Origin of the sequence: Prosthecomicrobium sp. N25 (genome assembly GCF_037203705.1) — a bacterium.
Lineage (GTDB): Bacteria > Pseudomonadota > Alphaproteobacteria > Rhizobiales > Ancalomicrobiaceae > Prosthecodimorpha.
Genome location: NZ_JBBCAT010000001.1, coordinates 2,519,394 through 2,541,902, shown reverse-complemented (window position 1 = coordinate 2,541,902; position 22,509 = coordinate 2,519,394). Strand labels below are relative to the sequence as shown.

Sequence of the window (22,509 nt, the reverse complement as noted above, 5' to 3'; positions counted from 1 at the left end):
GCGTTGCTGGGCGCCTGGGGAGGGCAAGACGTGGGTGGCCCGGGATATCGGGAGGCGGACGTGGCGGTCGTGGGCGGCGGGATGGCCGGCCTGACCGCTGCGCTCTCCGCGGCCGAGCGCGGCGCCGATGTCATTCTCATCGAGGCGGGATCCGCACCCGGGGGCTCGGCCTGCCTGTCGTCTGGCCGGATCTGGACATTGCCGGACTACGAGACATTCCGGCGCACCGTTCCACTCGGCGACGCCCGGCTCCAGTGCATGTTGACCTCCTCGCTGGAGAGTGCGTTCGAATGGCTGGCATCGTCGGTCGGCCATCTCGGTCCCCAGGCGACCGACAAGCCGGGGATCGGCCGTCAGATGCTGCTCGGCCGAACCGGCGACCGCGGAGCCTACTTCCGGCGCTTCGCCGAACGGTGCGCCGCCGCCGGCGTCAGGCTGGAGTTCGACGCCGAACTCGTGGGACTGGTAAGAGCGGACGCGGCCTGCGAATTGGACGTGCGGCGCAACGGACTCGGCCTCCGGGTCATGGCCCGGTCGGTCGTCCTGGCCACCGGGGGCATGCAGGGCGATCGCGAGGGGCTGTCAAAGCACCTGGGACCGGAAGCGGCGCTGCTGATGCTTCGTTCGAATCCCCATTCCCGAGGAGCCGGGGTCCGGGCAGGGCTCGCCGTCGGTGGCGTGCCGAGCCGGGGCTGCAGCGGTTTCTACGGCAAGTCGATGCCGCGCCACGCCGATCTTGTGCAGCCGGGAGAGTTCAAGCGCTTCACCCTGGACATCGCGCGCCACACGCTCGCGGTCAACGTCGACGGGCTCCGCTTCGTCGACGAGGCGGCCGGATCGTCCGGCGAGGCGATCCCCAATGCCGGGCTCTATCAGCCGGACGGCGGCCGCTACTTCCTTCTGATCAACGGCTCGCAAAGCCTGTCTCTCCAGGTCGACGACCTGGCGGACCTCGCGGCTCGAGCCGGGGTGGCTCTCGACTCGATCCTGCTGGAGGCCGACACGGCAGACGATCTCGCCGACCGCATGGCCGCAGCCTGGGGAGTCGACAGACACGGACTCGCGCTGACCCTGGCCGAGGCCACGGACGCTTCGCGCCTCGGCCACGGCCAGTCGATGCTTCCGCCTCGGCGCCGGGCGCCGGTCCCGCTCCGGGTGCCGCCGATCCGGGCGGTGGCCTGCCGGCCGGCCATTACGATCCCGTTCGGCGGCCTCTCCGTCGATCCGGACATGACCCTGACGGACGCGAACGGGACTCCCATCGCGGGCGTCTACGCGGCCGGGGCGGATGCCGGCGGCGTGTATGCAGGAACCTACGCGGGCGGGCTGGCCTGGGCCCTTGCGAGCGGGCGTGTGGCGGGGCTGCGCGCTGCCGCCCGACGCGGAGATCAGGTCGAAGAAGAACAATCGTGCCCCGGCCCGAGCCTTGGCTCCGGGTCCGGGCCCTAACGGAGGAAATGCCTTTGGCTATCAGACGTCGCATCGGACTGCTTGTGCCGTCGACCAATACGGTTGCGGAGCCTGATGTTCACGGGGCCGTGCCGGAGGGTGTCACGGTCCATGTTCATAGAATGTTTCTGCCGGACAACGTTCCGAAGAAGGACGCGATGGACCGGATGAACTCCGATCTCGAGCAGGGCGCCCGATATCTGGCGACGGCGAAGATCGAGATCATCTGCATGACCGGAACCCAGAACTCCTTCTACAAGGGCGCGAGCGGGGCAGACTGGATGGAGGAGACAATGTCCCGGGCGGCTGGCGTCCCGGGCATCGCGTCTTCGCCGTCGGTGCTCCAGGCCCTCCGTCATTTCAAGGCACGCAAGCTGACCGTGGCGACGCCCTATTCGGTCTGGGGCAACGAGCGGCTCGGCGTGTACCTGGCCGAGAACGGCTTCGAGGCGCTCAACATCGATCGGGACGAGCGGATCGCCGACGGTCATCCTCAGCACATGAACGATGTCGAGCCCGACTTCATTCTCGACTACGTGCTTTCGGTGGTCCGACGGGATGCGGATGCGATCTTCCTGCCCTGCGCGGCATGGCGCGTGATGGAGATCGCGGCCACGCTCGAGGCGGAAACCGGGCTGCCGGTGATCACGACCAACCAGGCCACGATCTGGCGAACGCTCAGAAAGCTGGGGCTGAAGACCGCGAAGCCCGGTTTCGGCCGGCTTCTGGACGAGATGCCGGACCCCGAGGATCTCTGATGGCCGGACCCACACCGGCTTACGGCGGCGGGCCCCCTCATGCGACGCAGACGGGACCACGCGAGGCAGTCCGAGGGTTCCGGCCGACCGTCGGGGCCGGACTCGGGTTCCTGACCCTGGGTCTCGCCTGCCTCGGCGACCTGTGGTGGCGAGACGCCACCTGGCTCGATGACACCGGGCCGGGACCGGCGTTCTTCCCCGGTTTCCTCTCCGCGCTTCTGGTCCTTCTGGGTGCCGCGATGGCGCTCGGCATCGACGAGGCGCCCGAAACAGTCGCCGCCGGCGAGGACGGCGCAAGTCTTCAGGCGACGATCAAGTTCTCGCTTCTGCTCGTCGGGCTGATCGCGGCGTTTCCCTATGTCGGCGGTCTCCTCGGGCTCAGCCTGTTCGTGCTTCTGGAAACCTTGTGGGTGGAACGCAGGTCGGTCCTGATCTCCGTCGCGTCCGCCGTGGCGGCCTATTGCGCGATCCGACTGGTCTTCGTGGTGTTGCTGGCGGTGCCGTTGCCGCCGGGCCCCTTGCGTTGGATCGGCTGACGCCCATGCAATTCGTCGAGTTCATGAACGCGTTTTCGGCCGTTCTCGAGCCGACCACGCTCGTCGCCATCCTCAGCGGTGTGCTGATCGGCCAACTGGTCGGAATTCTTCCCGGGATCTCTTCGCCGGCCGCCATTGCGCTGCTCCTGCCGGCCACCTATGCGCTGGGCCCGGTTCCGGGCCTGGCGATGCTCTGCGGGATCTGGCTCGGGAGCAGCTACGGCGGCATCATCACGTCGGTCCTCCTCAACATCCCCGGGGAGGGCGACTCGGTCATCGCCACCCTCGACGGCCATCAGCTCGCAAAGCAGGGGCGCAGCGCGCTCGCCCTCGGCGTTTCCGCGCTCGGAGGCTTCGCGGCGGCGTCGATCGCGCTGTTCCTGCTCCAGGTCCTCGGCCCGAGCATCGCCGGCAACGCGCTGCGCTTCGGCCCGCCCCAGATCTTCGCCCTGATGATGTTCGGCCTCGCGATCGTGGCCTGGCTCGGCGGGAAGTCCATTCTCAAGAACATGGTCTCGGTTGCCACGGGCCTCCTGATCGGAACGGTGGGCACGGACATCGTTTCGGGGGAGGCGCGGCTGACCTTCGGAAGTCCGGAGCTCCTACAGGGCATCGACTTCGTCGCGGTGGTGGTCGGACTTTTCGGTCTCGGCGAGGTTCTGCACACCATCGGATCCAAATTCCGAATGGGAGAGCGCGCTCGTTTCTCCTTCAGGGATCTCCTGCCCCGGCCGGGCGAATGGCGGCCGAGCATCCTGTCCACGTTGCGCGGGACCACCATCGGCTTCCTGACCGGAATTGTGCCGGGCGTCGGGCCCACGAATGCGACCTTCATCGCCTATGCAGTCGAAAAGAAGGTTGCGCGCGATCCCGATCGGTTCGGAAAGGGTGCCATCGAGGGGGTCGCGGCGCCGGGGGCGGCCGCGCACTCCGCCACGATCGCGGGCCTGATCCCGCTCCTGGCCCTCGGCATCCCGGCCTCCGCCACCGCGGCCATCCTGGTTGGGGGCTTCGTCATCCACGGGCTCTTCCCCGGGCCGCTGCTCTACAGTCAACGGCCGGACGTCGTCTGGGGGCTCATCGCAAGTCTCTATGTGGCGAACGCGCTGCTCCTCCTCATCAACACCCTGTTCATCCCGGTGCTGGTGCTCGGCGTGCGCCTGGCGCACTCGCACCTTTCCGCAGTCATCGGCGTGCTCACGATGATCGGCGCCTATTCGCTGAACAACAGCGTCTTCGACATGTGGATGGCGCTGGCCTTCGGCATACTCGGCTATCTGTTCAGGGTGCTGAACATCCCGATCGCGCCTTTGGTGATCGCGCTGGTCCTGGGGAGCAAAGCCGAAAAATCGCTTCGGCAATCGCTCGTGATGTCCGACGGGCATCTCGACATCTTCTTCTCGAGCCCGATCGCGGTCACTCTCTTCCTGCTCGCGGCGCTCGTGCTCGTCGGACCCGTGACGGGCCGGCTCCTCCGGCGCCTGCGCCACTCTCCGGACCCCGGCCTCGCGGGCTCGCAGGACTCGAGTCGCTGAACAACAAGGATCCTGCCGTGGAGAACAGACCCACCGAAACCTGCGATGTCCTGATCGTCGGCGGCGGCGGCGCCGGGCTCACGGCGGCTGTGACGGCCGCCGAACGCGGAATGCGTGTCATCCTGCTCGAGCGTCGCGACCGGCTGGGCGGATCCACGGCCATAGCGATCGGGTCCATCAGCGCGGCCGGAACACGGTGGCAGAAGCGGAAGGGGATCGCGGACCGCGTGGACGATTTTCTCGAGGACATGGCCGCCTTTCCCGGGGTCAAGCCGGAGACGGACGCGCCGGCGCTCCGCGCGGTCCTGGCCACCGAGGCAGGCAGGGCTCTCGAGTGGCTGCGCGGCCTGGGCGTTCCTTTCGTCGGGCCTTTTCCGGAGCCGCCGCACCGCGTTCCGCGCATGCACAATGTGGTCCCCGACTCGCGCATGTACATCGCCTGCCTGGCTCGGGCGGCCCATCGCCACGGCGTGGACATCCGGCTCGGCTGCGAGGTCGACGGGCTCCTGGAGGACGAGGAGGGCGCGGTCTGCGGCGCATTGGTGCGACAGGCCGGGGCCGATCGGCGCTTCATGGCGGAGCGCGGAGTGATCCTGGCGGCGGGCGATTTCAGCGGCAACGCGGAGATGCGGCGGCGGTATCTGCCCCCCGCAGCGGCCGATTCCATCCCGGCAAACCCCGAGAGTACCGGGAAGGGGCACCTCCTGGGGCTCCAGATGGGGGCCGAACTGAAGGGTATGGACGTCTCGACGGGTCCGAAGTTGCGATTCCGTTCGAGACCGGCACAGGGGATCCTGTCCCGGCTGCCGCTCTGGCCTCCCCTCATGCAGGCGATCGCCGCTGTCGTGCAGTTGATGCCCGACCGCGCCCTGCGCCCCTTCGTGAAGTCGCTCCTTGTCGTGCACATGCAGCCATCCCCGGCACTGTTCGAGCAAGGCGCAATCCTGGTCGACTTGAGGGGGGAGCGATTCTGTAACGAGGCTCAGGGAACCCTTTCCCTGGCGCATCGACCCGAAGCCGCCGGGTACATCATCCTGAACGAGGCCATCGCCGAGCAATTCAGACGGGCCCCGTACTATCTCTCGACGGCACCGGGGATCGGCTACGCGTATTTTCAGGACTACGAACGGGCGCGTCCGGAACTGATCTGCCGGGCACCCAGCACAGAGCTGCTGGCTGCCGCCCTGCGGCTCGACCCAGCACGTCTCGAAGCATCGATCCGCAGCAAGGCCGAGAAGCTGAGTCCGCCCTTCGTGGCCTTGGGTCCGGTGGTCAGCACCGTCACCGTCACCGAAGGCGGTCTCTCCGTCGACGATCAATGTCGTGTTCTGAAAGCCGATGGGTCTCCGGTCGAGCGTCTCTTCGGGGTCGGTGGGGCGGCCCAGTCCGGGATGAGGCTGTCCGGACATGGTCTCCACATTGGCTGGGCGGTGGTATCCGGCCGCATCGCCGGTCGGTCCGCTTCCCAGCTGATCCCCCGGTCGGGCCGGAATGGCCGATGGGCGCCCGCGCTCGCAACAACACACGCGTCTAGGTCACCGACGTCATAAAGCTCATCCAGACTCGCGCGGCGGTAAGTGACACGGTCGATGTCGGGTGTGTCGCCATCGGCCAACGGACATATCCTCATTGCAAGCCGACGAGGTCGTCCATCGAGACGATGCGCATCGGATTGGCGTCCCGCGCAGTGAAGTAGGCAGACTCGTCGATCTCGAGAATCTCGCTGATGAGAAGGACATCGCCGTCGGACAGGACGGCCGGGGTCCAGCAGCATTCGCTGTACCGCAAGTCTGCTTTGCCCGCCGGACGCCAGGGGTTGACGACGGTCACACTTGCAATGTCTCCGGCGAAGAAGCCGATCGAGGTTGCCTCCCGCCATTGCTGCTCGAGGATCTCGGTGAACAGCATTCGATAGTCGAAGGTTTGCAGCTTGCCGGGTGGAACCCCGTGGAGCGCCTCGGCGCGAACGGAGGCCGCATGATTTCGACCTTGCCGGTCGGCGAGCTTCACTGCCGCGAGCGATGTCCGAATGCGGTGGAAGACCATGCAGTCATTGACGACGGCGGTTCGAGCGATCAGGTCGCGAAGGCGCCGCTGCGTGTTCAGGTCCGGAACGTGGTTGCCGCGTTCCCAGCGGGAGATGGTGGCCTGCTCGACGCCGACGAGTTCGGCCAGAGCCGCCTGAGTGAGCCCGTTAACCTTACGATATCGACGGATCAGTCCATCCCACGCGCTCATCTTCGGCCTTATACGTATATATTCGCCCTAACGCAGGGCCGGCGCCGCTGACTAGCATATCGATGATGGAGCAAAGGCGACCGGGGTATCAAGAGACCGGCGGTGGGCAGAGCGACCAAAATTTGCGCGCCGGCGTCGCTTTCGCGGTCATGAACGTTCGAGGCACGCGCCACGGGCCGGTAACCGGCCCATAGCCGCACGGACTCGGTTGACTAACGGGATGTGAGCGGAGGACGAGCCATGACGCAGCGCATTTCGAGACGTACGGCACTGGCCGCGATGGGTTCCTCCGTCCTGGCCGGTGCGGCCTTGCCGGGCACCGCCGGATGGACTCCTGCCCGTGCCCAGGGGCGCCCATTCACCTGGGCGGCGACCGGCGGCACGTGGGGCGACACGCTGAAGCGGATCTTCGTCGAGCCCTTCGCCAAGGCCCAGGGCCTTGAGGCTTCCCACTCGGCGCAGCTGGAATCGGTGGCCGCCTCGAAGATCCTTGCCAGTTGCGGGAACGCGCCCTTCGACGTCTCCAACGGTCCGCAAGCAGACTACGACCTCCTGAACGACTCCAAGTGCCTGGAGGCCTACGATCCGGCTGTCGTGAAAACTCTCGGCGACATTTACCCGGAAGCCAAGGAGGGCGACTTCTACGCCGCCTTCAACATCCTGCTCTTCGGCATGTGCTGGAACACGAAAGAGGCCAAGAAGCCCGCCTCGTTCATGGATCTGCTCAAGTCCGAGTACAAGGGCCTGGTCGGCATCCCGGCCTACGGTTGGTATGGAATGGCCTGGCTGCACGCCCTCAACAAGTCCCTCGGGGGCACCGAGGACAACATCGACCCCGGCATGGCCGCCGTCGTCGAGATGGTGCGCAAGAACAAGGCCGTGCTGGTCGAAAACGCCGACCACGGTACGCGGCTGATGGAGAGCGGCGAAGTGGTCGTAATGCCATACTGGAACGGGCGCACAGCCCGGCTCCAGGAGGCCAAGATACCGGCCGCGTTCGAGATCGTTCCCGGCACGGTTCTGGTCGGTAGCGGTTTCTCGATCATGAAAGGCAGTCCCTACGCCAAGCAGGCCCAGGCGCTTGTCCAGGCCACGCTAGATCCACAAAAGCAGCTCGAGTTCACGCGCTGGTCGAAGTATCCGCCGTCCAACAGGACCGTGAAGTTGCCGCCGGAACTCGAAGGCATCGCGATCCCGCCCGGGGCGCTGGAGAAGACCGCCAAGCTCAACTGGAAGAAAGTCAACGAGCATCGCTCGGCCTATCTGGAGCGCTGGAACAAGGAAGTGCTGAACGGGTGACGGCAGGGGAGACACGCTCGATGGAATCCGGTCGCAGTGCAATGCTCGACGTGGTCGCCCTCACCAAGACCTATTCGGACCAAGTCACCGTCGGGCCGATTTCCTTCTCGGTCCGGCAGGGCGAGTTCTTCTCCCTGCTGGGGCCGAGCGGATGCGGAAAGTCCACGACTCTGCGCTGCATCGCCGGTTTCGAGACGCCGAACTCCGGCCAGATCCTTCTCGGCGGCGAACGCATCGACACCAAGCCGCCCTATGCGCGCGAATTGGGGCTGGTGTTCCAGAGTCACGCCCTGTTCCCGCATCTGACCGTCGCCGGCAACGTTGGCTTCGGGCTAGAGATCCGCAAGGTCGACCCGCCGGAGGTCCGCCGGAGGGTCGAGCGGGCGCTAGACCTCGTCGGCCTCGCCGGCCTCGGTGGCCGCATGCCCTCGCAGATCTCCGGCGGTCAGCAGCAACGGGTTGCGCTCGCCCGCTCGCTGGTCCTCGAGCCGCCGCTGCTCCTTCTCGACGAGCCACTGTCGAGCCTAGACCTCAAGCTGCGCCAGCAGATGCGCGACGAGTTGCGCGGCCTGCAGCGCAAGCTCGGCCAAACCACGGTCTTCGTCACCCACGACCAGACCGAAGCCCTCGCCATGTCGGACCGCATCGCGGTGCTGTCGAACGGCCGCATCGAGCAGATCGGCACGCCGGTCGAGATCTATCGTCGCCCCGCCTCGCGTTTTGTCGCCGGCTTCATCGGCCAGTGCAACATCATCGACGGCCACATCGAGGCGCAGGGCGGCACGACCGCACGGCTGAGGGTCGGCCAGGACCGCTCCCTTCTGGCGCGGCTTCCCGAGGGATCGGCCGCCCGGCCGGGCGACGCCGTGCTTGCGATCGTGCGGCCGGAGGACATCGTGATCGGCGGCTCGGGACTGGACGCCAACGGATCCACCTTCGACGGCACCATCACGGACGTCGAATATCTCGGCGAGGACACCCAAGTGCGAATTGACGTGCCGGGGCTCGCCCCGCTCACCGTCGCCTTCAAGACCACTCGCGATGCCTCCGCCAGGATCGCGGCACCGGACGTGACCGTCAGGATCGATGTCGATGACGTCTTTGTCCTCGGCAGTTGAACCCCGGCGCGCAGGCCGACTGGGCAGCGTGCCACTCTGGGCGTGGCTGCTCGGCCCTTACGTGATCCTTCTGGCGGGCGGACTCCTGCTGCCGGTTGTCTATCTCGCAGGCATCAGCATCCTGACCCACAGTTCCCAGTCGATGTGGACGACTATCCCCACCACGGCAAACTACCTACGGCTGCTCGACGTCTACTATGTCGAAGTTCTATTGCGCACGTTGCGCATCGGCCTCTCCACCACCGCCCTCTGTCTGCTGCTCGGAGCCCCCCTCGCCTACTGGCTGGCGCGCTGTTCGCGGCGGATGCTTGCCGTCGGCATGTTCCTGATCGTGATGCCGATGATGGTCAGCACGGTCATCCGCGCCTTCGGGTGGATGATCCTGCTCGGCCGCAACGGGCTCATCAACCAGGCGTCTGTGGAACTCGGTATCGGTCGCTGGCTCTTCATCATGAACACCGAGGCGGCGGTCGTGATCGCGCTGGTCCAGATCTGCCTGCCGCTGATGGTGCTGCCCACGATGGCGGCGATCGAGAAGATCCCGATCGCCCTGGAGGAAGCCGCGACCAATCTCGGCGCCGGGCCAGTCAATCTGTTCCGCCGGATCGTGATTCCGCTCGCGAACCCGGGGCTCGCGTCGGGCTCAGTGCTCTGCTTCGTGGTGGCGATCAGCGTGGTGGTGACACCCGCGCTGATGGGCGGCCGCGGCAACAGAATGGTCGGCAACGAGATCTACGACCAGGTCATCACCGCGATCAATTGGCCCTTCGCATCCGCCATGGCGGTCGTGCTGATCGGCATCGTGATCGCCCTGATGGTGGCGAGCTTGTGGGCTGGCCGCGTCTTCGAACGGCGTGCGGTCGCACGCCGGGCAGCGGACTGAGGAGGCCGAGATGTACGCAAGGGCCCTGCCGCTCCGGATCTTCGTGTTTCTCGTCTACGTCTTCCTTCTCGCCCCGATCGTCGTGGTCGTATTGGTCTCCTTCAACCCGACCTCCGGGTTCCGCATCCCGACCACCGAAATCTCGCTGCGCTGGTACGAGAAGTTCTTCGGCCTCGCCGATTTCCGCGACTCGCTCTTCCTGATCAGCTTGCCGATCGCGCTCGCCTCCTCGGTGGTGGCGACGCTGGTCGGCACGCTGGCAGCGATCGGCCTCCAGCGCTCGCGCATCATCGGGCGGGATCTGGTTGAGAGCTTCTTCATGCTCCCGCTCCTGATCCCGTCAATCCTGCTGGGCGCGGCGCTCTACCTCGTCTATGTGACGCTCGGCGTCGCAGGCGGCTTCTGGACCCTCGTGGTCGGCCATACCCTGCTCGGGGTCCCTTATGTGATCCGCGTCGTCGGTGCCGGGCTGGTGGCGGTCGACAAGCGACTCGAGGAGGCCGCGATCAGCCTCGGCTGCACGCCGATCCAGGCCTTCGTGCGGGTGGTTCTACCGATCATCCGGTCGAGCATCCTGAGCGGCGCGATCTTCGCCTTCATCGTCTCCTTCAGCGACATCAACCTGGCGCTCTTCGTCGCCGGGCCGCGCACCACCACCCTGCCGATCCACATCTTCTCGCAGATCTTCTGGGAGGGCGATCCGACCATAGCGGCCGCCTCCACGGCCCAGATCCTGATCGTCGGCGGGCTGATGCTGCTGATGCAGCGGTTGTTCAACGTCAGAATGAGCTTCTAGGGAGTGAAGGCCATGTCCCGCTTGCGCATAGGTGTCGACATCGGCGGCACGTTCACCGACTTCGCCCTGCTGGACGAGAGCACCGGCAAGATCACGGCACTGAAGTTTCCCTCCGACCGCGGCCGCCCGGCGGCGTCCGTGTTCGGTGGCCTTTCGGAACTCTTCGCCCAGACCGGCGCGTCCATGGCCGACGTCGGCTACTTCAGTCATGGTACCACGCTCGCGGTGAACACGATCCTGGAATACAACGGGGCCCGCACTGCGCTTCTGGTGACCAAGGGGCTCAGAGACATTCTCTACATCGGGCGCCACCGGCTGCCCGACATCTTCAACTTCTTCACCGGAATGCCGGAACCCCTGGTCCGCCGCTCCCATGTCGTCGAGGTGCCGGAGCGCTGCCTCGCCGACGGCTCGGTCGCGCTCGCGATCGACCAGCCGATGATGGCCAACGTGGTCGAGCAGTTGCGGGCCATGGGGGCGGAGGCGGTCGCGATCGGCTTCCTGCACAGCTACCGCAACCCTGCCAACGAACGGGAAGCGCGCCGGCTCCTTGGCGAGCTGGCGCCCGACCTCTACGTCTCGCTCTCGAGCGAGATCTGGCCGCAGATGCGGGAGTTCGAGCGCACCCTCGCGGGCACCATGAACGCCTATGTGGGGCGTCGCATGGAGACCTATTTCGGCGACCTAGAAGACGGCCTCAGCAAGAATTTCGGCCTGACCGCCCCGGTCCTCAGCACGAAGTCCAATGGCGGGGTCATGACAGCCGCGGAGGCGGCCGCGCGGCCGACCGAGACGCTGATGTCCGGCCCCGCAGCCGGGGCCATCGGGGCCGCTTTCGTGGCGCGGGCGGCCGGCTTCGAGCACCTGATCACCATCGACATCGGCGGCACCAGCACGGACGTCGCGATCATCGACGGGGAGCCACGCTACTCCACCGAGAACCAGATCGGCAATTTCCCCGTCATCATGCCGGCCGTCGATGTGACGTCGATTGGCGCCGGCGGCGGCTCGATCGCCTGGATCGACGATTTCGGCGTCCTGAAGGTCGGACCGCGCAGCGCGGGCGCCAAGCCGGGCCCGGCCGCCTACGGCCTTGGCGGCAGCGACGCCACCCTGACCGACGCTTTCGTGAGCCTCGGCATCATCGAGGCGGGCGCATTCGCCGGCGGCCGGATCATGATCGACAAGGACCTTGCGGTCGCGGCGGTCGGCCGGCTTGCGGGCCGGCTCGCCATGACGGTGGAGGAAACCGCCGAGGCCATCATCCGGATAGCGACCTCGCACATCTACTCGACCCTGGTGCCGCTCCTCGCCCGCAAGGGTGTCGACTATTCTGACTACGCGCTGCTGCCGTTCGGCGGCGCCGGCCCGATGCACGGCCTCCTGGTCGCCCGCGACATCGGCATCGAGAAGGTCATCGTGCCCCTGCATCCCGGCGTGCTCTGTGCCACGGGGGCGCTCGTTGCCGACGTGCGGCGCGACTTCGTCAGGACCGTGCATCGCCGCTTCGACCTCGCCGCCGGCGACGAGGTGGTCGAGGCCATGCGCTCCGCCTTTGCGGAGCTGGAGGCGCAGGGCGCGCGCTGGCTCGACGGACAAGACCTCGGCTATGTGAGCCGCCGCTCGCGACGGATCGCCGACATGCGTTACCACGGCCAGAGTTTCGAGATCTCCGTGCCACTCGACGGCGTGGACCTCGACCAAGGCCCTGGACCGCTCGTCCAGGCCTTCCAGGCCGAGTACGAGAAAGTCTACGGCTATGCCAATGCCGGTTCGGTGTTCGAAGTGCGCGACGTCCGCGTCGTCGCCATCGGTGAGACGCCGAAGCCCAAGCTCGAGATGCTGGCCGTCCTGTCGAGCGACATCCCCCTGGAGGCGGCCGTGGTCGAGAAGCCGATCTGGCATGACGGCCGCATGCAGCCTGCCCGCTTCGTCGACCGGGCACACGTCTTGCCGGGCCGCCGCCTGACCGGCCCGGCCATCATCACCCAATACGACACCACCACCTTCGTCCCAGCCGGATACACGGTTACGTCGGACCAGTACGGCAACCTCATCGCGGAGGCAGACCATGACGCTCGATAAGGTGCTCCTCGAGGTCCTCAATAATCGCTTCACCGGCATCGTCGAGGAGATGGGCTACGTCATTCACCGGGCCGCCTTCACGACCTTCGTGAAGGAGACCTGGGATTTCGATAGCGCGCTGGTCACGCTCGACGGCGAGGTCTTCGCCTATCCGCGCAATATCGGCGTCACCAACATGCTGTCGATGAGCATGAAGGCGGCGATCGGCTGCTTCGACCACTACGAACCGGGCGATGTGATCATCACCAACGACCCGCTCACGGCCAAGGGCATGTCGACCCATCTGCCGGACTACATGATGTTCCGGCCGATCTTCGCCGATGGCCGTGTTGTCTGCTTCGCCTGGTGTTTCGTCCATTCCTCCGACGTCGGCGGAATCGTGCCGGGGAGCATCGCGCCCCACGCCAGCGACCGCTTCCAGGAGGGGGTGGTGATCCCGCCCGTGAAGCTGTTCAAGGCCGGCGTGCTCGATGCCGAGATGCGCCGCTTCATCCTGGCCAACTGCCGCATACCAGACCAGAACTGGGGCGATATCAGCGCCCTCACCGCCGCCTTGACGACCGCGCAGCGTCGCATGGACGACTGCTTCGCCCAATACGGCGCCACGCAGATCTCTGGGATTATTACGGGCCTCCTGGAATACGGCGAGGCCCGTGCGCGGGCCGTGATCGCGGAACTGCCGGACGGTCGCTATCCGTTCACCGACTATCTCGAGGGCGACCTCCTCAAGACCAACCACGTCCGGCTCTGCCTGACCATGGTGAAATCGGGCAGCGAAATCCTGCTCGATTTCACGGGGACGGATCCGCAGGTCGCCGCGGCCTTCAACTTGCCGACCCACGGCATGCTGAACCAGTTCCTGGTTCTCGGTATCGTCAACTTCCTCCGCACCTCCGATCCCGGCATTCCGTTCAACCGCGGCATGGTGCGGCCGATCTCGGTGAAGGTGCCGGAAGGTTCGATCCTGAACCCGACCCGCTTCGCTGCCACCGGCATACGCTACACGACCGCGCTGCGCGTCTCCGACGTGGTCATGGGTGCGCTCAGCCAGATGGCGCCGGAGCGGATTCCGGCTGCGGGCGCCGGGCAGTTCGGCCTGCTCACTCTCAGCGATCTCGAGCCCGACACCGGCACCTACGTGGTCCATGTCCTCGAACCGCTCCAGGGCGGCTCCGGCGGGCGCCCCGGCAAGGACGGCATTGACGGCGTCAACTTCTCCGGCGGGGCGCTGCGCAACGCGCCCGTCGAGTCACTCGAGCTCGACAGCCCGATCTTCGTCTCCGGCTACAAGCTCAACGACGCGGTCGCACCGGGACGCTGGCGCGGCGGCAGTGGGATCGTGTTCGAGTTCCAGCTGCTCTCGCCTCACGCCCAGATCTCCTCGCGCGGCTGGGACCGCTTCCATCTCCGCCCCTGGGGGCGTGAGGGCGGGAAGGGCGGCACGCTCGGGGCAACCAGCATCATCGATGCGCAGGGCCACGAGCGCGCCATCCCGAAGATCGAGGTGCTCCGGCTCGCCCCCGGAGAGACCGTGCGCCTCGTCTCCCCCGGAGGGGGCGGCTATGGCGATCCGCTCGATCGCGAGCCCGCCGCCGTCCTTCGCGACGTCGAAGACGATTTCGTGACCGTGGCCGAGGCGCGGGAGCAGTACCGGGTGGTGATCACCGACGGCGCCGTAGACGCGGCGGCGACCGACGCGTTGCGGAAGGCCGCGCCGCCTCGCGGGCCGGCCGCGACCTTCGATTTCGGCGTGGAGCGGCTCCAGTACGAGCAGCGCCTGCCGCAGGCCTTCCAGGACATGGTGGTGGCCATCCTCGCCGAGGAGCCGGCGTCCAGCCGGCTCTACCTGCGGGACATCATCTACGAGCGCTGCTTCAGAATGGGCCACGAGGCTCTGGGCGAGGCGGCCCTGCGCCACCTCATCGCCGATCTCGGCGAGGCAACCCGGCGGCCGGTTCTCGGCTGGCCCCGCCTGCGGGCGGTCGGCTGATCCCCCCGGGTGCCAGCGGTCGCCGCCTTACCACCCACGGAGCCACGAGCTTGCGCAATTTCCTGGAACCCGGCCGCTCTCTCGCCCTCGCCGCGGACTGCATGGTCGCGACCTCGCACCCGCTCGCCACGCTCGCAGGGCTCAACATCCTACGCGACGGCGGCAAGGCGATCGACGCCGCCCTCGCCGCCGTGGCCACACAGTCGGTCGTCGACCCGGCTATGACGGGCATCGGCGGCGACTGCTTCGTGCTCTATTCGCCCGGCGGCGGGATCCCGCTGGCTTTGAACGGGTCCGGCCGTGCGCCCTCCGGCGCCGATCCTTCCTGGTACGTGGCAAACTGCCCAAACGGGATCGGCCAAGAGAGCGTCCACGCCGTGACGATACCGGGCGCCGTCGAGGCTTGGTGCCGGCTCCACGAGGCGCACGGAACACTGCCGCTCGACCGGATCTTCGCCCCGGCGATTCGGGCCGCCGAGGACGGCTTCCTGGTCACGCCGCGGGTCGCCTACGACTGGCAGCGCAATGCCGGCAAGCTCGCCCGAGATCCCGACTGCGCCGCCCGGTACCTGCCCGGCGGACGGGTCCCCTCGATCGGCGACCGGCTCGTCAATCCGGCCCTTGCCGCGACCCTGCGCTGCATCGCCCGGGAGGGGCGGAGGGCCTTCTACGAGGGCCCGGTCGCCGCCGAGATCGTCGCCACACTGCGCCGTCTGGGCGGCTTTCACACGGAAGCGGACTTCGCCGCACAGACGAGCGAATGGGTGACGCCCGTCTCGACCCGCTACCGCGATCACGACGTCTACGAGTGCCCGCCGAACGGCCAGGGCATCACGGCCCTGATGATGCTGCGCATGCTCGCCGAGACCGAGACCGGGCTCGCCGGGCTCACCGAGGCCGACGCGATCCACCGTCTCGCGGAAGTCACGAAAGCCGCCTACTTCGCCCGCGACCGCTGGGTCGGCGACCCGGCGCAGACCCCCGTCGACGTCGACGACCTCCTGTCGGCCGCGCGCGCTCGCCGGGCCATGGGGCTGATCTCGATGGATCGAGCGGCACCGGCCGAAGCCTTCGACGCGGTGGAGCACAAGGACACCGTCTATCTCGCAGTGGTCGACCGCGACCGCAACGCCGTCTCGTTCATCAACTCCCTTTTCTCGGCGTTCGGCAGCGGCATCTACGTACCCGGCGCCGGGGTGCTCCTGCACAACCGCGGCAGTTGCTTCTCGACCCGTCCCGGCCACCCCAATGGAATCGCCCCGGGTCGCCGTCCTATGCACACGATCATTCCGGGGATGTTGGTCCGCGACGGTCGCGCCGTCATGCCATTCGGAGTGATGGGCGGCCACTATCAGGCCACCGGCCACGTTCACTTCCTCTCCCGCGTCCTCGATGCGGGCGACGATATCCAGGCTGCCGCCGAAGCGCCGCGATCTTTCGCGATCGGCGGCCGTCTTCAACTCGAACGCACCATATCGCCCGCCGTCGCGGCGGACCTCCTTCATCGCGGCCACGACATCGAATGGATGGATGTGCCGATCGGCGGCTGTCAGGCTATCCGTATCGACCACGAGCGCGGCGTTCTCACCGGCGCCACGGACCACCGCAAGGACGGCATCGCGGCGGGTTATTGAACCCGAGCGCCGGCGTCCGGATCACTCGTCAAAGAGAGGAACATCATGAACGAACGCATTCTCATGCGCACCGGCGAGGCCTTGGTGTCGACCGGCGTGGCAGCGACCGCCGCCGAGCCCGAGGTCGTCATCGGCGAACTCGACGGTCCGGTCGGCACCGCCATCGCGACATTGACGGGCGATCAGGTGGTCGGCCACTCGCGCGTCTTCGCGCTCCTCAACACCGACATCATGGTGCGTCCGGTCACGCTCTGCTGCTCCAAGGTCACCGTCACTGACGCCCGCTACACCAACATCCTGATGGGCACGGTCCAGTTCGCGATTGCCCACGGCGTGCTCGACGCCGTCCGGGCCGGCTACCTGCCGAAGAGCCGCGCAAACGATCTCGGAATCGTCTGCGCCGTCTGGCTGACACCCAGCGCGGCCACCGGCGAAGATCTTGACCACGAGGAGCTGTTCGCCAACCACCGCAAGGCCATGACCGAAGCGATCCGCAAGGCCATGGCAGCCGAGCCCTCGATCGACTGGCTGCTGGAGAACCAGGACAAGGTCATGCACAAGTACCACCGGCTCGGGCTCGACAGGAAACTTTGACGGCGGTTGTCTACCGCCGGGCACTTGAATGGGGCTCGCTTCAAGCCAGCCGACGAAGGACTGGCCCGTGAAGTTGGAGAACCTCATCGAGTGTGGATACAAAACGATCCAGCGTGTCATCCTGCATGGGCAGTGACAGAACGATCATACCCCGTCGCGCGAAGTACAGTCCGCGTTCGAACATCTCAAGGTGGATCAGTGCCTTCGCATCCGTGGCGGTTGCGTCGTTGCGCCCGTCTCCCGGGCGTCGGATCGGCCCGTTGGCGATATGCAGGCCGATCATCGAGCCTATCCCGGAGAACGTGACCGGAACCGCATGGGCGTCGGCGGTCTGCTGGAGCCGCTCACGGAACCGATCCCCTGTGGCGTTGAAGGCCTCGGCGCGATCGGCCGGATAGACGCGGGTCATCGCGGCGACGCCCGCATTCATCGTGAATGGGTTGTTGTTGAAGGTGCCCGCATGGGTCAGTGCGTCCGGTCGTCGAGGGTCGTACAGGTCCATGATCTCGGCCCGTCCGCCGAATGCCCCGAACGAGAAGCCACCTCCGATATACTTGCCGAGCGTGCAGAGATCGGGAAGGATGCCGTGTCGGCCCTGCAGGCCGCCCGGCGCGAGACGCGAGGTCATGACCTCGTCGAAGATCAGCACGATGCCGTGGGTGCTGCACATCTCCCGGAGCATCGCCAGGAAATCTCGCTCGGCCGGAATGCAGCCGCCGGAGCCCAGCATCGGTTCCAAGATGACGGCGGCCAGACGATCGGCATTGGCGCCGATCAGGTCTCGGGTCCGATCGACGTCGTTGTACTCGCCCATGACCGTCTCGTACGGCGGATTCTGCGCCGAGGGGCCGTCCTTGTAGAGCAGAACCCCGCCATGGTAGCCGCCCCGAAACGCCATGATGGCCGGGCGGCCCGTCGCCACTCGGGCGGTGGACAGGGCCATCAGATTGGCCTCCGTTCCCGAATTGCAGAAGCGCACCCGTTCAAGCGAGGGAAATCGGGTGCAGAGCAGAGTCGCCAACTCGGCTTCGACCTCGAGCTGGGCCCCATTGACCCAACCACGTCTTAGCGCGCCCTCGACAGCAGCGCGGATCTCGGGATTGTCGTGTCCGGCCAGGCCGGCGGTGTATTCGCAAAGAAAATCCAGATAGCAGTGTCCATCGATGTCCCAGACGCGGCAGTCGGAACTCTTCTCGGCGAAGATCGGGAAAGGCGGGAAATATAGGACGGACCGCGTATTGCCGCCCGGCAATTTCTCGCAGGCGCGTGCGAAGGCCTCGCCGCTGCGTGGGCGCCGTTCGGCGGATCGATTTTGGACATCAGCAAGGAGCGCTGAGATCGTTGAATTGACGCCCGTCGCTGGCGCAGCCTCGATACCGGTCATGTGTTCACCTTTTGCCTTCGAGGCCCAGGACAGCGCGAGTTGCCGTCGGATCGGCGACCGTCGCGCCGAGAATCGTCACGATCGCGGCAGCCCGTTCGACAAGTTGTGCATTGGTCGCGAAGACTCCCTTTGAGAGGAACAGGTTGTCTTCCAGACCGACGCGGACATGGCCGCCGAGGAGCACGGCTTGAGCGACCATCTGCATCTGCATCGACCCGAGGCCGAAACCGGCCCAGAGGGCACCGACAGGCAGCATGTCGACCAGCGCCATCATGGTGCGCGGGCTTGCATCCGCCGCCCACTTGACCCCGAGACAGAGTTGGAACAGCGGTGGCGCGTCGATCAGGCCTTCCTCGATCAATTGTCGCGCCATGCGGACGTGTCCGATCTCGAAACACTCGAGCTCGGGCTTGACCCCCGCCCCCCGCATCGAACGGGCCATCCGGCGCAACCAACTTGGCTTGGCCGCATAGACCATCTCGTCGAAATTCAGTGATCCACAGTCCAGGCTGCACATTTCCGGTTTCAGGTCGAGAATGTGCTCCATGCGGCCGGCCGGTCCGACGAAATCGGTTCCCGGCAGGGTCGGGAACGGGTCGTCGTCCCCGAACACGATGTCACCCCCCATGCCCCCCGTAAGGTTGAGGATCACGTCGTCGTTTTTCTCCCGGATCCGCGCGACGACTTCCCGATAAAGGGCCAGGTCCCGGCTCGGCTGGCCGGTCTCCGGGTTGCGGACGTGAATATGGAGAATGCTCGCCCCTGCCGCTGCGGCGTCCAGTCCGCTTTCGGCGATCTGCTTGGGCGTGATCGGAACATGAGGACTGCGCCCGACGGTGTCTCCGGCTCCGGTCAGCGCGCAAGTGATGAACACGTTTCGAGACATGGTTCAGTACCCTATGGCTGCGCCGTCCTTGCGGGGGTCGGAGGCTCCGGTCAGAACGCCGGTCGTGTGGTCGATCCAGATCGCCTGGGCGCCGCCCGCCGGCTCGATCCGATCGGTCAGGTCGTGACCGAGCGCCGAGAGATGCTGTCGAGCCGCATGGTTGATCCCGGACTCGACCCAAAGCTTGCCATCGGACGGAAACAGCCGCGGAAGATCGACTGCAGTCTGCAGGTCCAGGCCATAGTCGAGCATGTGCGACAGCAGCAACGCATGACCCACCGGCTGGAAGTGACCGCCCATCACCCCGAACGGCATGACGACACGTCCGGCCTTGGTCAGCATGCCGGGGATGATCGTGTGCATCGGCCGTTTTCCCGGCGCCAGGGCGTTCGGGTGTCCGTCCAGAAGCGAAAACGACAAACCGCGGTTGTGCAACGTGATGCCGCTCTGCGGGTCGGTGATCGTGCTGCCGAAGGACTCGAACAGCGAATTAATCAGCGAAACCGCGTTGCGATCCTCGTCGACTACGCAAAGGTAGGTCGTGTCGCGATGCTCGCTGCCCGAGCCCGTCGGCAAGGCCTGATCCGCGATGCGGGCGTCCGGGCGGATCCGTGCGGCGAGCCCGGCAATCACTGGGGGCTCGAGCACCGAGCTCCAGTCGAAGTCCGTGAAGTTCGGATCGCCCAGGCGGGCATTGCGCAAGGCGAAGGCTTGCCTGGCCGCTTCGGTGATCGCGTGCAGGCGCCAAAGACCCAGGGGGCCGTCCGGATCCGTCTCGAGTTGCTCCAGGATCCGCATGATCAGGAGCGCGATCACCCCCTGACCATTCGGCGGACACTGATGCACGGTGTACCCGCGGAACGTGGCATTCATCGGGGCGACGTATTCGCCGCGATGATCGGCGAAGTCGTCGAGTTCGTGCACGCCACCCGAAGCCCTGAGCGTGGCCACGAGAGACCGCGCGATCGAGCCCTCGTAGAAGCCCTCCCGGCCTTTCTCGGCGATCAACCGAAAGGTGCGAGCCAACTCGGGATAGCGGAGGACGGTGCCGGGCCGAGGCGGTTGCCCGCCTGAAAAAAATGACGCTGCCAATACCGGCGAGCCCGCGATCTTCTCCTTCGCCACGCCCCAGTCGAAAGCGACGCGGTCCTGCAGCACCACCCCGTGTTCGGCATAGGCGATCGCCGGGGCGAGCGCCTGCGACAATGGCAGCCGTCCGTGGTCGGCCGACAGACGTATCCAGGCCTCGACGGCGCCGGGTATCGTTACAGCCTCGGGCGAGGTCGGCTGGATGCCTCCGGGCATCCGCCCGGCCACTTCGGCCCGATCGATTCGGGCCGGCGCACGCCCGGAGCCGTTGTAGGCCACGACGCGGTCGGTTCCGTTCCGGGCGATCAGGGCGAAGCAGTCGCCGCCGAGTCCGGTCTGATGCGGCTCGACCAATGCCAGAACCGCGCAGGCACCGATCGCGGCATCGACCGCATTCCCACCGTCGCGGAGGAGTTGCAGGGCCGCCTCGGTCGCGAGCGGGCTCGATGTCGCCGCCATGGCGCGGAGCGAGCGGACCGGAGAGCGCCCGGGCCGCATGAAGTCCCGCGCAGGAGCATGGCCTGCGACCGGGCTCATGAAGACGTCTGCCTATCCGCGTGGGCCGAATCGTCCTGGACGAAGCCGTAGATGTCGCGCGCAACGTCCGGCGAAATCTTGCCATCGAGCAGATCGTCCTGGACACGTCGGCGGTCGCGCTCGATCGGTTCGCCGTAGCCGCCGCCCCCCGCCGTCTCCAGCACCATTAGGTCGCCGGCCGCGATGGTGACGTTGGTGATCTTGGACGGCAACCGTTCGATGGCGCCGTCGGCTCGGACCAGAGAGTGGGCGGATGGGCGCCCCGGACCGCCTCCCAGAACCCCGAGCGAGGGAAACTTCTGGGCGTCGGAACGGTTCGTGAAGTAGCCGGATCCGGAGAGGTAGCGGATCTCCTTCCTCAGGCCGAGACCGCCCCGAAACTTGCCGACACCCCCGCTGTCCGGGATCAGCTCGTAGCGCTCGATAAGCAAGGGATACCTCAACTCGATCGCTTCGATCGGATTGTCGAACGAGTTCGCCATCAGGCCGAACGTAGCGTCCAGCCCGTCGCAGCGCGACGTGCCGCCCCAACCGCCCCCGTGGTATTCGAACAGGACGAAGGTGTCGCCGGTGCCGGGCATGCGCCCCGAGGTCGAAAAACTCGTCAGATGTCCGTGCCCGTTGCCGACGGCCTCGCTTCCGCGAGCCCCGTTGAACGCTGCGACGATCGTGGTGGCGATCCGCTCGAGTGTGTGGAACCGCCCGCTCAAGGGCGCCGGCGATTCCGGGTTGACCACGGAGCGTGGTGGCAGGACCAGCTTTATCGGCCGATAGCATCCGGCATTCTGAAGGATGGCGGGGTTGACCATGTAGCGAACCGCGCAGAAGCAGGCGGCTTCCACCGATGAGATCGATGCATTGAAAGGGCCGCGCAACTGCGGGCTCGAGCCGGTGAAATCGATCGTGACATCACCGTCCGCGATCGAAACCGCGACCTGGATCACGACCGGATCTTCGGTGATGCCGTCACTGTCCATGTAACCGGTCGCCCGATAGGTCCCGTTCGGATATCGGGACAGATCGCGGCGCATCATCGCTTCCGAATGGGCCAGAAGTCCGTCCACGATCTCGGCCAGGCGCTCGGGTCCGTAGCGCTCGCAGAGCTCCAGATAGCGCCTTTCGCCGACCGTGGTGGCCGCTATCTCGGCTCTGATGTCTCCGAGGGTCTCGCGCGGCACCCGAATGTTCGCCGCGATCATGTCCAGGACCTCCTGAACAAGAACGCCGCGTCGGTACAGCTTGAGTGGCGGGATGATAAGTCCTTCCTCGAAGACGTCGCGAGCGTCCGTCGCGACACTGCCCGGCGACCGGCCGCCAACGTCGATGTGGTGGCCGAGCGCGGCGGCGATGGCGACGAGCGCACCGTCATGGAAGATCGGACGGAAGATCATGATGTCCGGATGGTGGGTTCCACCACGATAGGGGTGGTTGAGCGCCACGACGTCGCCGGCTTCGAGAATGAAGTTCGACGCCACATACTTGGCCGCATAGGCGAGCGTGCCCTGATGCGAGGGGACGTGGTCGGCCTGCGCGATCAGATTTCCCGTCCCGTCGAACAAGGCCGTCGTACAGTCCATCTGCTCGCGCAGGATGACCGAGTAGGCCGTGCGCATGAGCGTCGTACCCATCTCGCGGACCGTCGATACCAAGTAGTTCCCGACTACTTCCAACGTGACTGGATCGATGGTCGCCATGTCG

General features: G+C 66.5%; 18 protein-coding genes. 13 read left to right on the top strand and 5 right to left on the bottom strand.

The window, feature by feature from the left end; all coding sequences use genetic code 11:
* Positions 1-60 precede the first annotated feature (60 nt).
* The 5 genes from WBG79_RS11590 to WBG79_RS11570 are packed head-to-tail and all read left to right on the top strand — an operon-like array spanning position 61 to position 5,828.
* On the top strand, positions 61-1,449 hold the full coding sequence (locus tag WBG79_RS11590) for an FAD-dependent oxidoreductase (RefSeq protein ID WP_337357259.1): 1,389 nt from the start codon (positions 61-63) through the stop codon (positions 1,447-1,449).
* Positions 1,410-2,207 carry a maleate cis-trans isomerase family protein gene (locus WBG79_RS11585; RefSeq protein WP_337357258.1) on the top strand — a complete coding sequence of 266 codons (798 nt, stop codon included), beginning with the start codon at positions 1,410-1,412 and terminating at the stop codon, positions 2,205-2,207. The genes WBG79_RS11590 and WBG79_RS11585 overlap by 40 nt, the downstream gene beginning before the upstream one ends.
* Positions 2,207-2,743: a tripartite tricarboxylate transporter TctB family protein gene (locus tag WBG79_RS11580; RefSeq protein ID WP_337357257.1), complete on the top strand. Its 537-nt coding sequence runs from the start codon at positions 2,207-2,209 to the stop codon at positions 2,741-2,743. Before WBG79_RS11585 ends, WBG79_RS11580 begins: the two co-directional genes overlap by 1 nt.
* Positions 2,744-2,748: 5 nt before the next feature.
* Entirely contained in the window at positions 2,749-4,278 is a 1,530-nt protein-coding gene (locus tag WBG79_RS11575; protein ID WP_337357256.1) for a tripartite tricarboxylate transporter permease, read from the top strand.
* 17 nt (positions 4,279-4,295) lie between these two features.
* A complete protein-coding gene (locus tag WBG79_RS11570) occupies positions 4,296-5,828 on the top strand; it encodes an FAD-dependent oxidoreductase (protein ID WP_337357255.1) in 1,533 nt (510 codons plus the stop codon).
* 76 nt (positions 5,829-5,904) lie between these two features.
* Here WBG79_RS11570 and WBG79_RS11565 read toward each other — a convergent pair whose 3' ends face one another.
* Positions 5,905-6,516, bottom strand: a complete 612-nt coding sequence (locus WBG79_RS11565) for a helix-turn-helix transcriptional regulator (RefSeq protein WP_337357254.1) — start codon at positions 6,514-6,516, stop codon at positions 5,905-5,907.
* A gap of 240 nt (positions 6,517-6,756) precedes the next feature.
* On the opposite strand from WBG79_RS11565, the gene WBG79_RS11560 reads away from it, so the two are divergent.
* The 8 genes from WBG79_RS11560 to WBG79_RS11525 are packed head-to-tail and all read left to right on the top strand — an operon-like array spanning position 6,757 to position 16,915.
* Positions 6,757-7,815, top strand: coding sequence for an ABC transporter substrate-binding protein (locus tag WBG79_RS11560; protein ID WP_337357253.1), 1,059 nt, complete (start codon positions 6,757-6,759; stop codon positions 7,813-7,815).
* Between the two features lie 20 nt (positions 7,816-7,835).
* Positions 7,836-8,933 carry an ABC transporter ATP-binding protein gene (locus WBG79_RS11555; RefSeq protein WP_337357252.1) on the top strand — a complete coding sequence of 366 codons (1,098 nt, stop codon included), beginning with the start codon at positions 7,836-7,838 and terminating at the stop codon, positions 8,931-8,933.
* The gene (locus tag WBG79_RS11550; RefSeq protein WP_337357251.1) at positions 8,908-9,816 is read left to right on the top strand and encodes an ABC transporter permease; all 909 of its coding nucleotides are present in this window, start codon (positions 8,908-8,910) and stop codon (positions 9,814-9,816) included. Before WBG79_RS11555 ends, WBG79_RS11550 begins: the two co-directional genes overlap by 26 nt.
* Before the next feature lie 10 nt (positions 9,817-9,826).
* On the top strand, positions 9,827-10,612 hold the full coding sequence (locus WBG79_RS11545) for an ABC transporter permease (RefSeq protein WP_337357250.1): 786 nt from the start codon (positions 9,827-9,829) through the stop codon (positions 10,610-10,612).
* Positions 10,613-10,624: 12 nt separating this feature from the next.
* Positions 10,625-12,697 (top strand): hydantoinase/oxoprolinase family protein, encoded by a 2,073-nt coding sequence (locus WBG79_RS11540; protein ID WP_337357249.1) that lies wholly within the window; start codon positions 10,625-10,627, stop codon positions 12,695-12,697.
* Positions 12,684-14,687: a hydantoinase B/oxoprolinase family protein gene (locus WBG79_RS11535; protein WP_337357248.1), complete on the top strand. Its 2,004-nt coding sequence runs from the start codon at positions 12,684-12,686 to the stop codon at positions 14,685-14,687. The genes WBG79_RS11540 and WBG79_RS11535 overlap by 14 nt, the downstream gene beginning before the upstream one ends.
* Before the next feature lie 50 nt (positions 14,688-14,737).
* A complete protein-coding gene (locus WBG79_RS11530; protein ID WP_337357247.1) occupies positions 14,738-16,321 on the top strand; it encodes a gamma-glutamyltransferase family protein in 1,584 nt (527 codons plus the stop codon).
* Positions 16,322-16,366: 45 nt separating this feature from the next.
* Entirely contained in the window at positions 16,367-16,915 is a 549-nt protein-coding gene (locus tag WBG79_RS11525) for a formaldehyde-activating enzyme (RefSeq protein WP_337357246.1), read from the top strand.
* Between the two features lie 40 nt (positions 16,916-16,955).
* Here the strand turns inward: WBG79_RS11525 and WBG79_RS11520 are convergent, their stop codons facing one another.
* The 4 genes from WBG79_RS11520 to WBG79_RS11505 are packed head-to-tail and all read right to left on the bottom strand — an operon-like array spanning position 16,956 to position 22,505.
* Complete coding sequence (locus tag WBG79_RS11520; RefSeq protein WP_337357245.1) at positions 16,956-18,299, bottom strand: aspartate aminotransferase family protein; 1,344 nt, start codon at positions 18,297-18,299, stop codon at positions 16,956-16,958.
* A 4-nt stretch (positions 18,300-18,303) separates the two neighbouring features.
* Complete coding sequence (locus tag WBG79_RS11515; protein WP_337357244.1) at positions 18,304-19,185, bottom strand: 3-keto-5-aminohexanoate cleavage protein; 882 nt, start codon at positions 19,183-19,185, stop codon at positions 18,304-18,306.
* Positions 19,186-19,188: 3 nt separating this feature from the next.
* Positions 19,189-20,811, bottom strand: a complete 1,623-nt coding sequence (locus WBG79_RS11510; RefSeq protein ID WP_337357243.1) for a gamma-glutamyltransferase family protein — start codon at positions 20,809-20,811, stop codon at positions 19,189-19,191.
* On the bottom strand, positions 20,808-22,505 hold the full coding sequence (locus tag WBG79_RS11505; protein ID WP_337357242.1) for a hydantoinase B/oxoprolinase family protein: 1,698 nt from the start codon (positions 22,503-22,505) through the stop codon (positions 20,808-20,810). The genes WBG79_RS11510 and WBG79_RS11505 overlap by 4 nt, the downstream gene beginning before the upstream one ends.
* Positions 22,506-22,509 lie beyond the last annotated feature (4 nt).

Excerpts from the sequence above, each read along its gene's own strand:
- WBG79_RS11575 (WP_337357256.1), top strand. The coding sequence starts at position 2,749 with ATGCAATTCGTCGAGTTCATGAACGCGTTTTCGGCCGTTCTCGAGCCG.
- WBG79_RS11505 (WP_337357242.1), bottom strand. The coding sequence starts at position 22,505 with ATGGCGACCATCGATCCAGTCACGTTGGAAGTAGTCGGGAACTACTTG.
- WBG79_RS11545 (WP_337357250.1), top strand. The coding sequence starts at position 9,827 with ATGTACGCAAGGGCCCTGCCGCTCCGGATCTTCGTGTTTCTCGTCTAC.
- WBG79_RS11540 (WP_337357249.1), top strand. The coding sequence starts at position 10,625 with ATGTCCCGCTTGCGCATAGGTGTCGACATCGGCGGCACGTTCACCGAC.
- WBG79_RS11510 (WP_337357243.1), bottom strand. The coding sequence starts at position 20,811 with ATGAGCCCGGTCGCAGGCCATGCTCCTGCGCGGGACTTCATGCGGCCC.
- WBG79_RS11580 (WP_337357257.1), top strand. The coding sequence starts at position 2,207 with ATGGCCGGACCCACACCGGCTTACGGCGGCGGGCCCCCTCATGCGACG.
- WBG79_RS11515 (WP_337357244.1), bottom strand. The coding sequence starts at position 19,185 with ATGTCTCGAAACGTGTTCATCACTTGCGCGCTGACCGGAGCCGGAGAC.
- WBG79_RS11555 (WP_337357252.1), top strand. The coding sequence starts at position 7,836 with ATGGAATCCGGTCGCAGTGCAATGCTCGACGTGGTCGCCCTCACCAAG.
- WBG79_RS11535 (WP_337357248.1), top strand. The coding sequence starts at position 12,684 with ATGACGCTCGATAAGGTGCTCCTCGAGGTCCTCAATAATCGCTTCACC.
- WBG79_RS11525 (WP_337357246.1), top strand. The coding sequence starts at position 16,367 with ATGAACGAACGCATTCTCATGCGCACCGGCGAGGCCTTGGTGTCGACC.
- WBG79_RS11565 (WP_337357254.1), bottom strand. The coding sequence starts at position 6,516 with ATGAGCGCGTGGGATGGACTGATCCGTCGATATCGTAAGGTTAACGGG.
- WBG79_RS11560 (WP_337357253.1), top strand. The coding sequence starts at position 6,757 with ATGACGCAGCGCATTTCGAGACGTACGGCACTGGCCGCGATGGGTTCC.
- WBG79_RS11550 (WP_337357251.1), top strand. The coding sequence starts at position 8,908 with ATGACGTCTTTGTCCTCGGCAGTTGAACCCCGGCGCGCAGGCCGACTG.
- WBG79_RS11520 (WP_337357245.1), bottom strand. The coding sequence starts at position 18,299 with ATGACCGGTATCGAGGCTGCGCCAGCGACGGGCGTCAATTCAACGATC.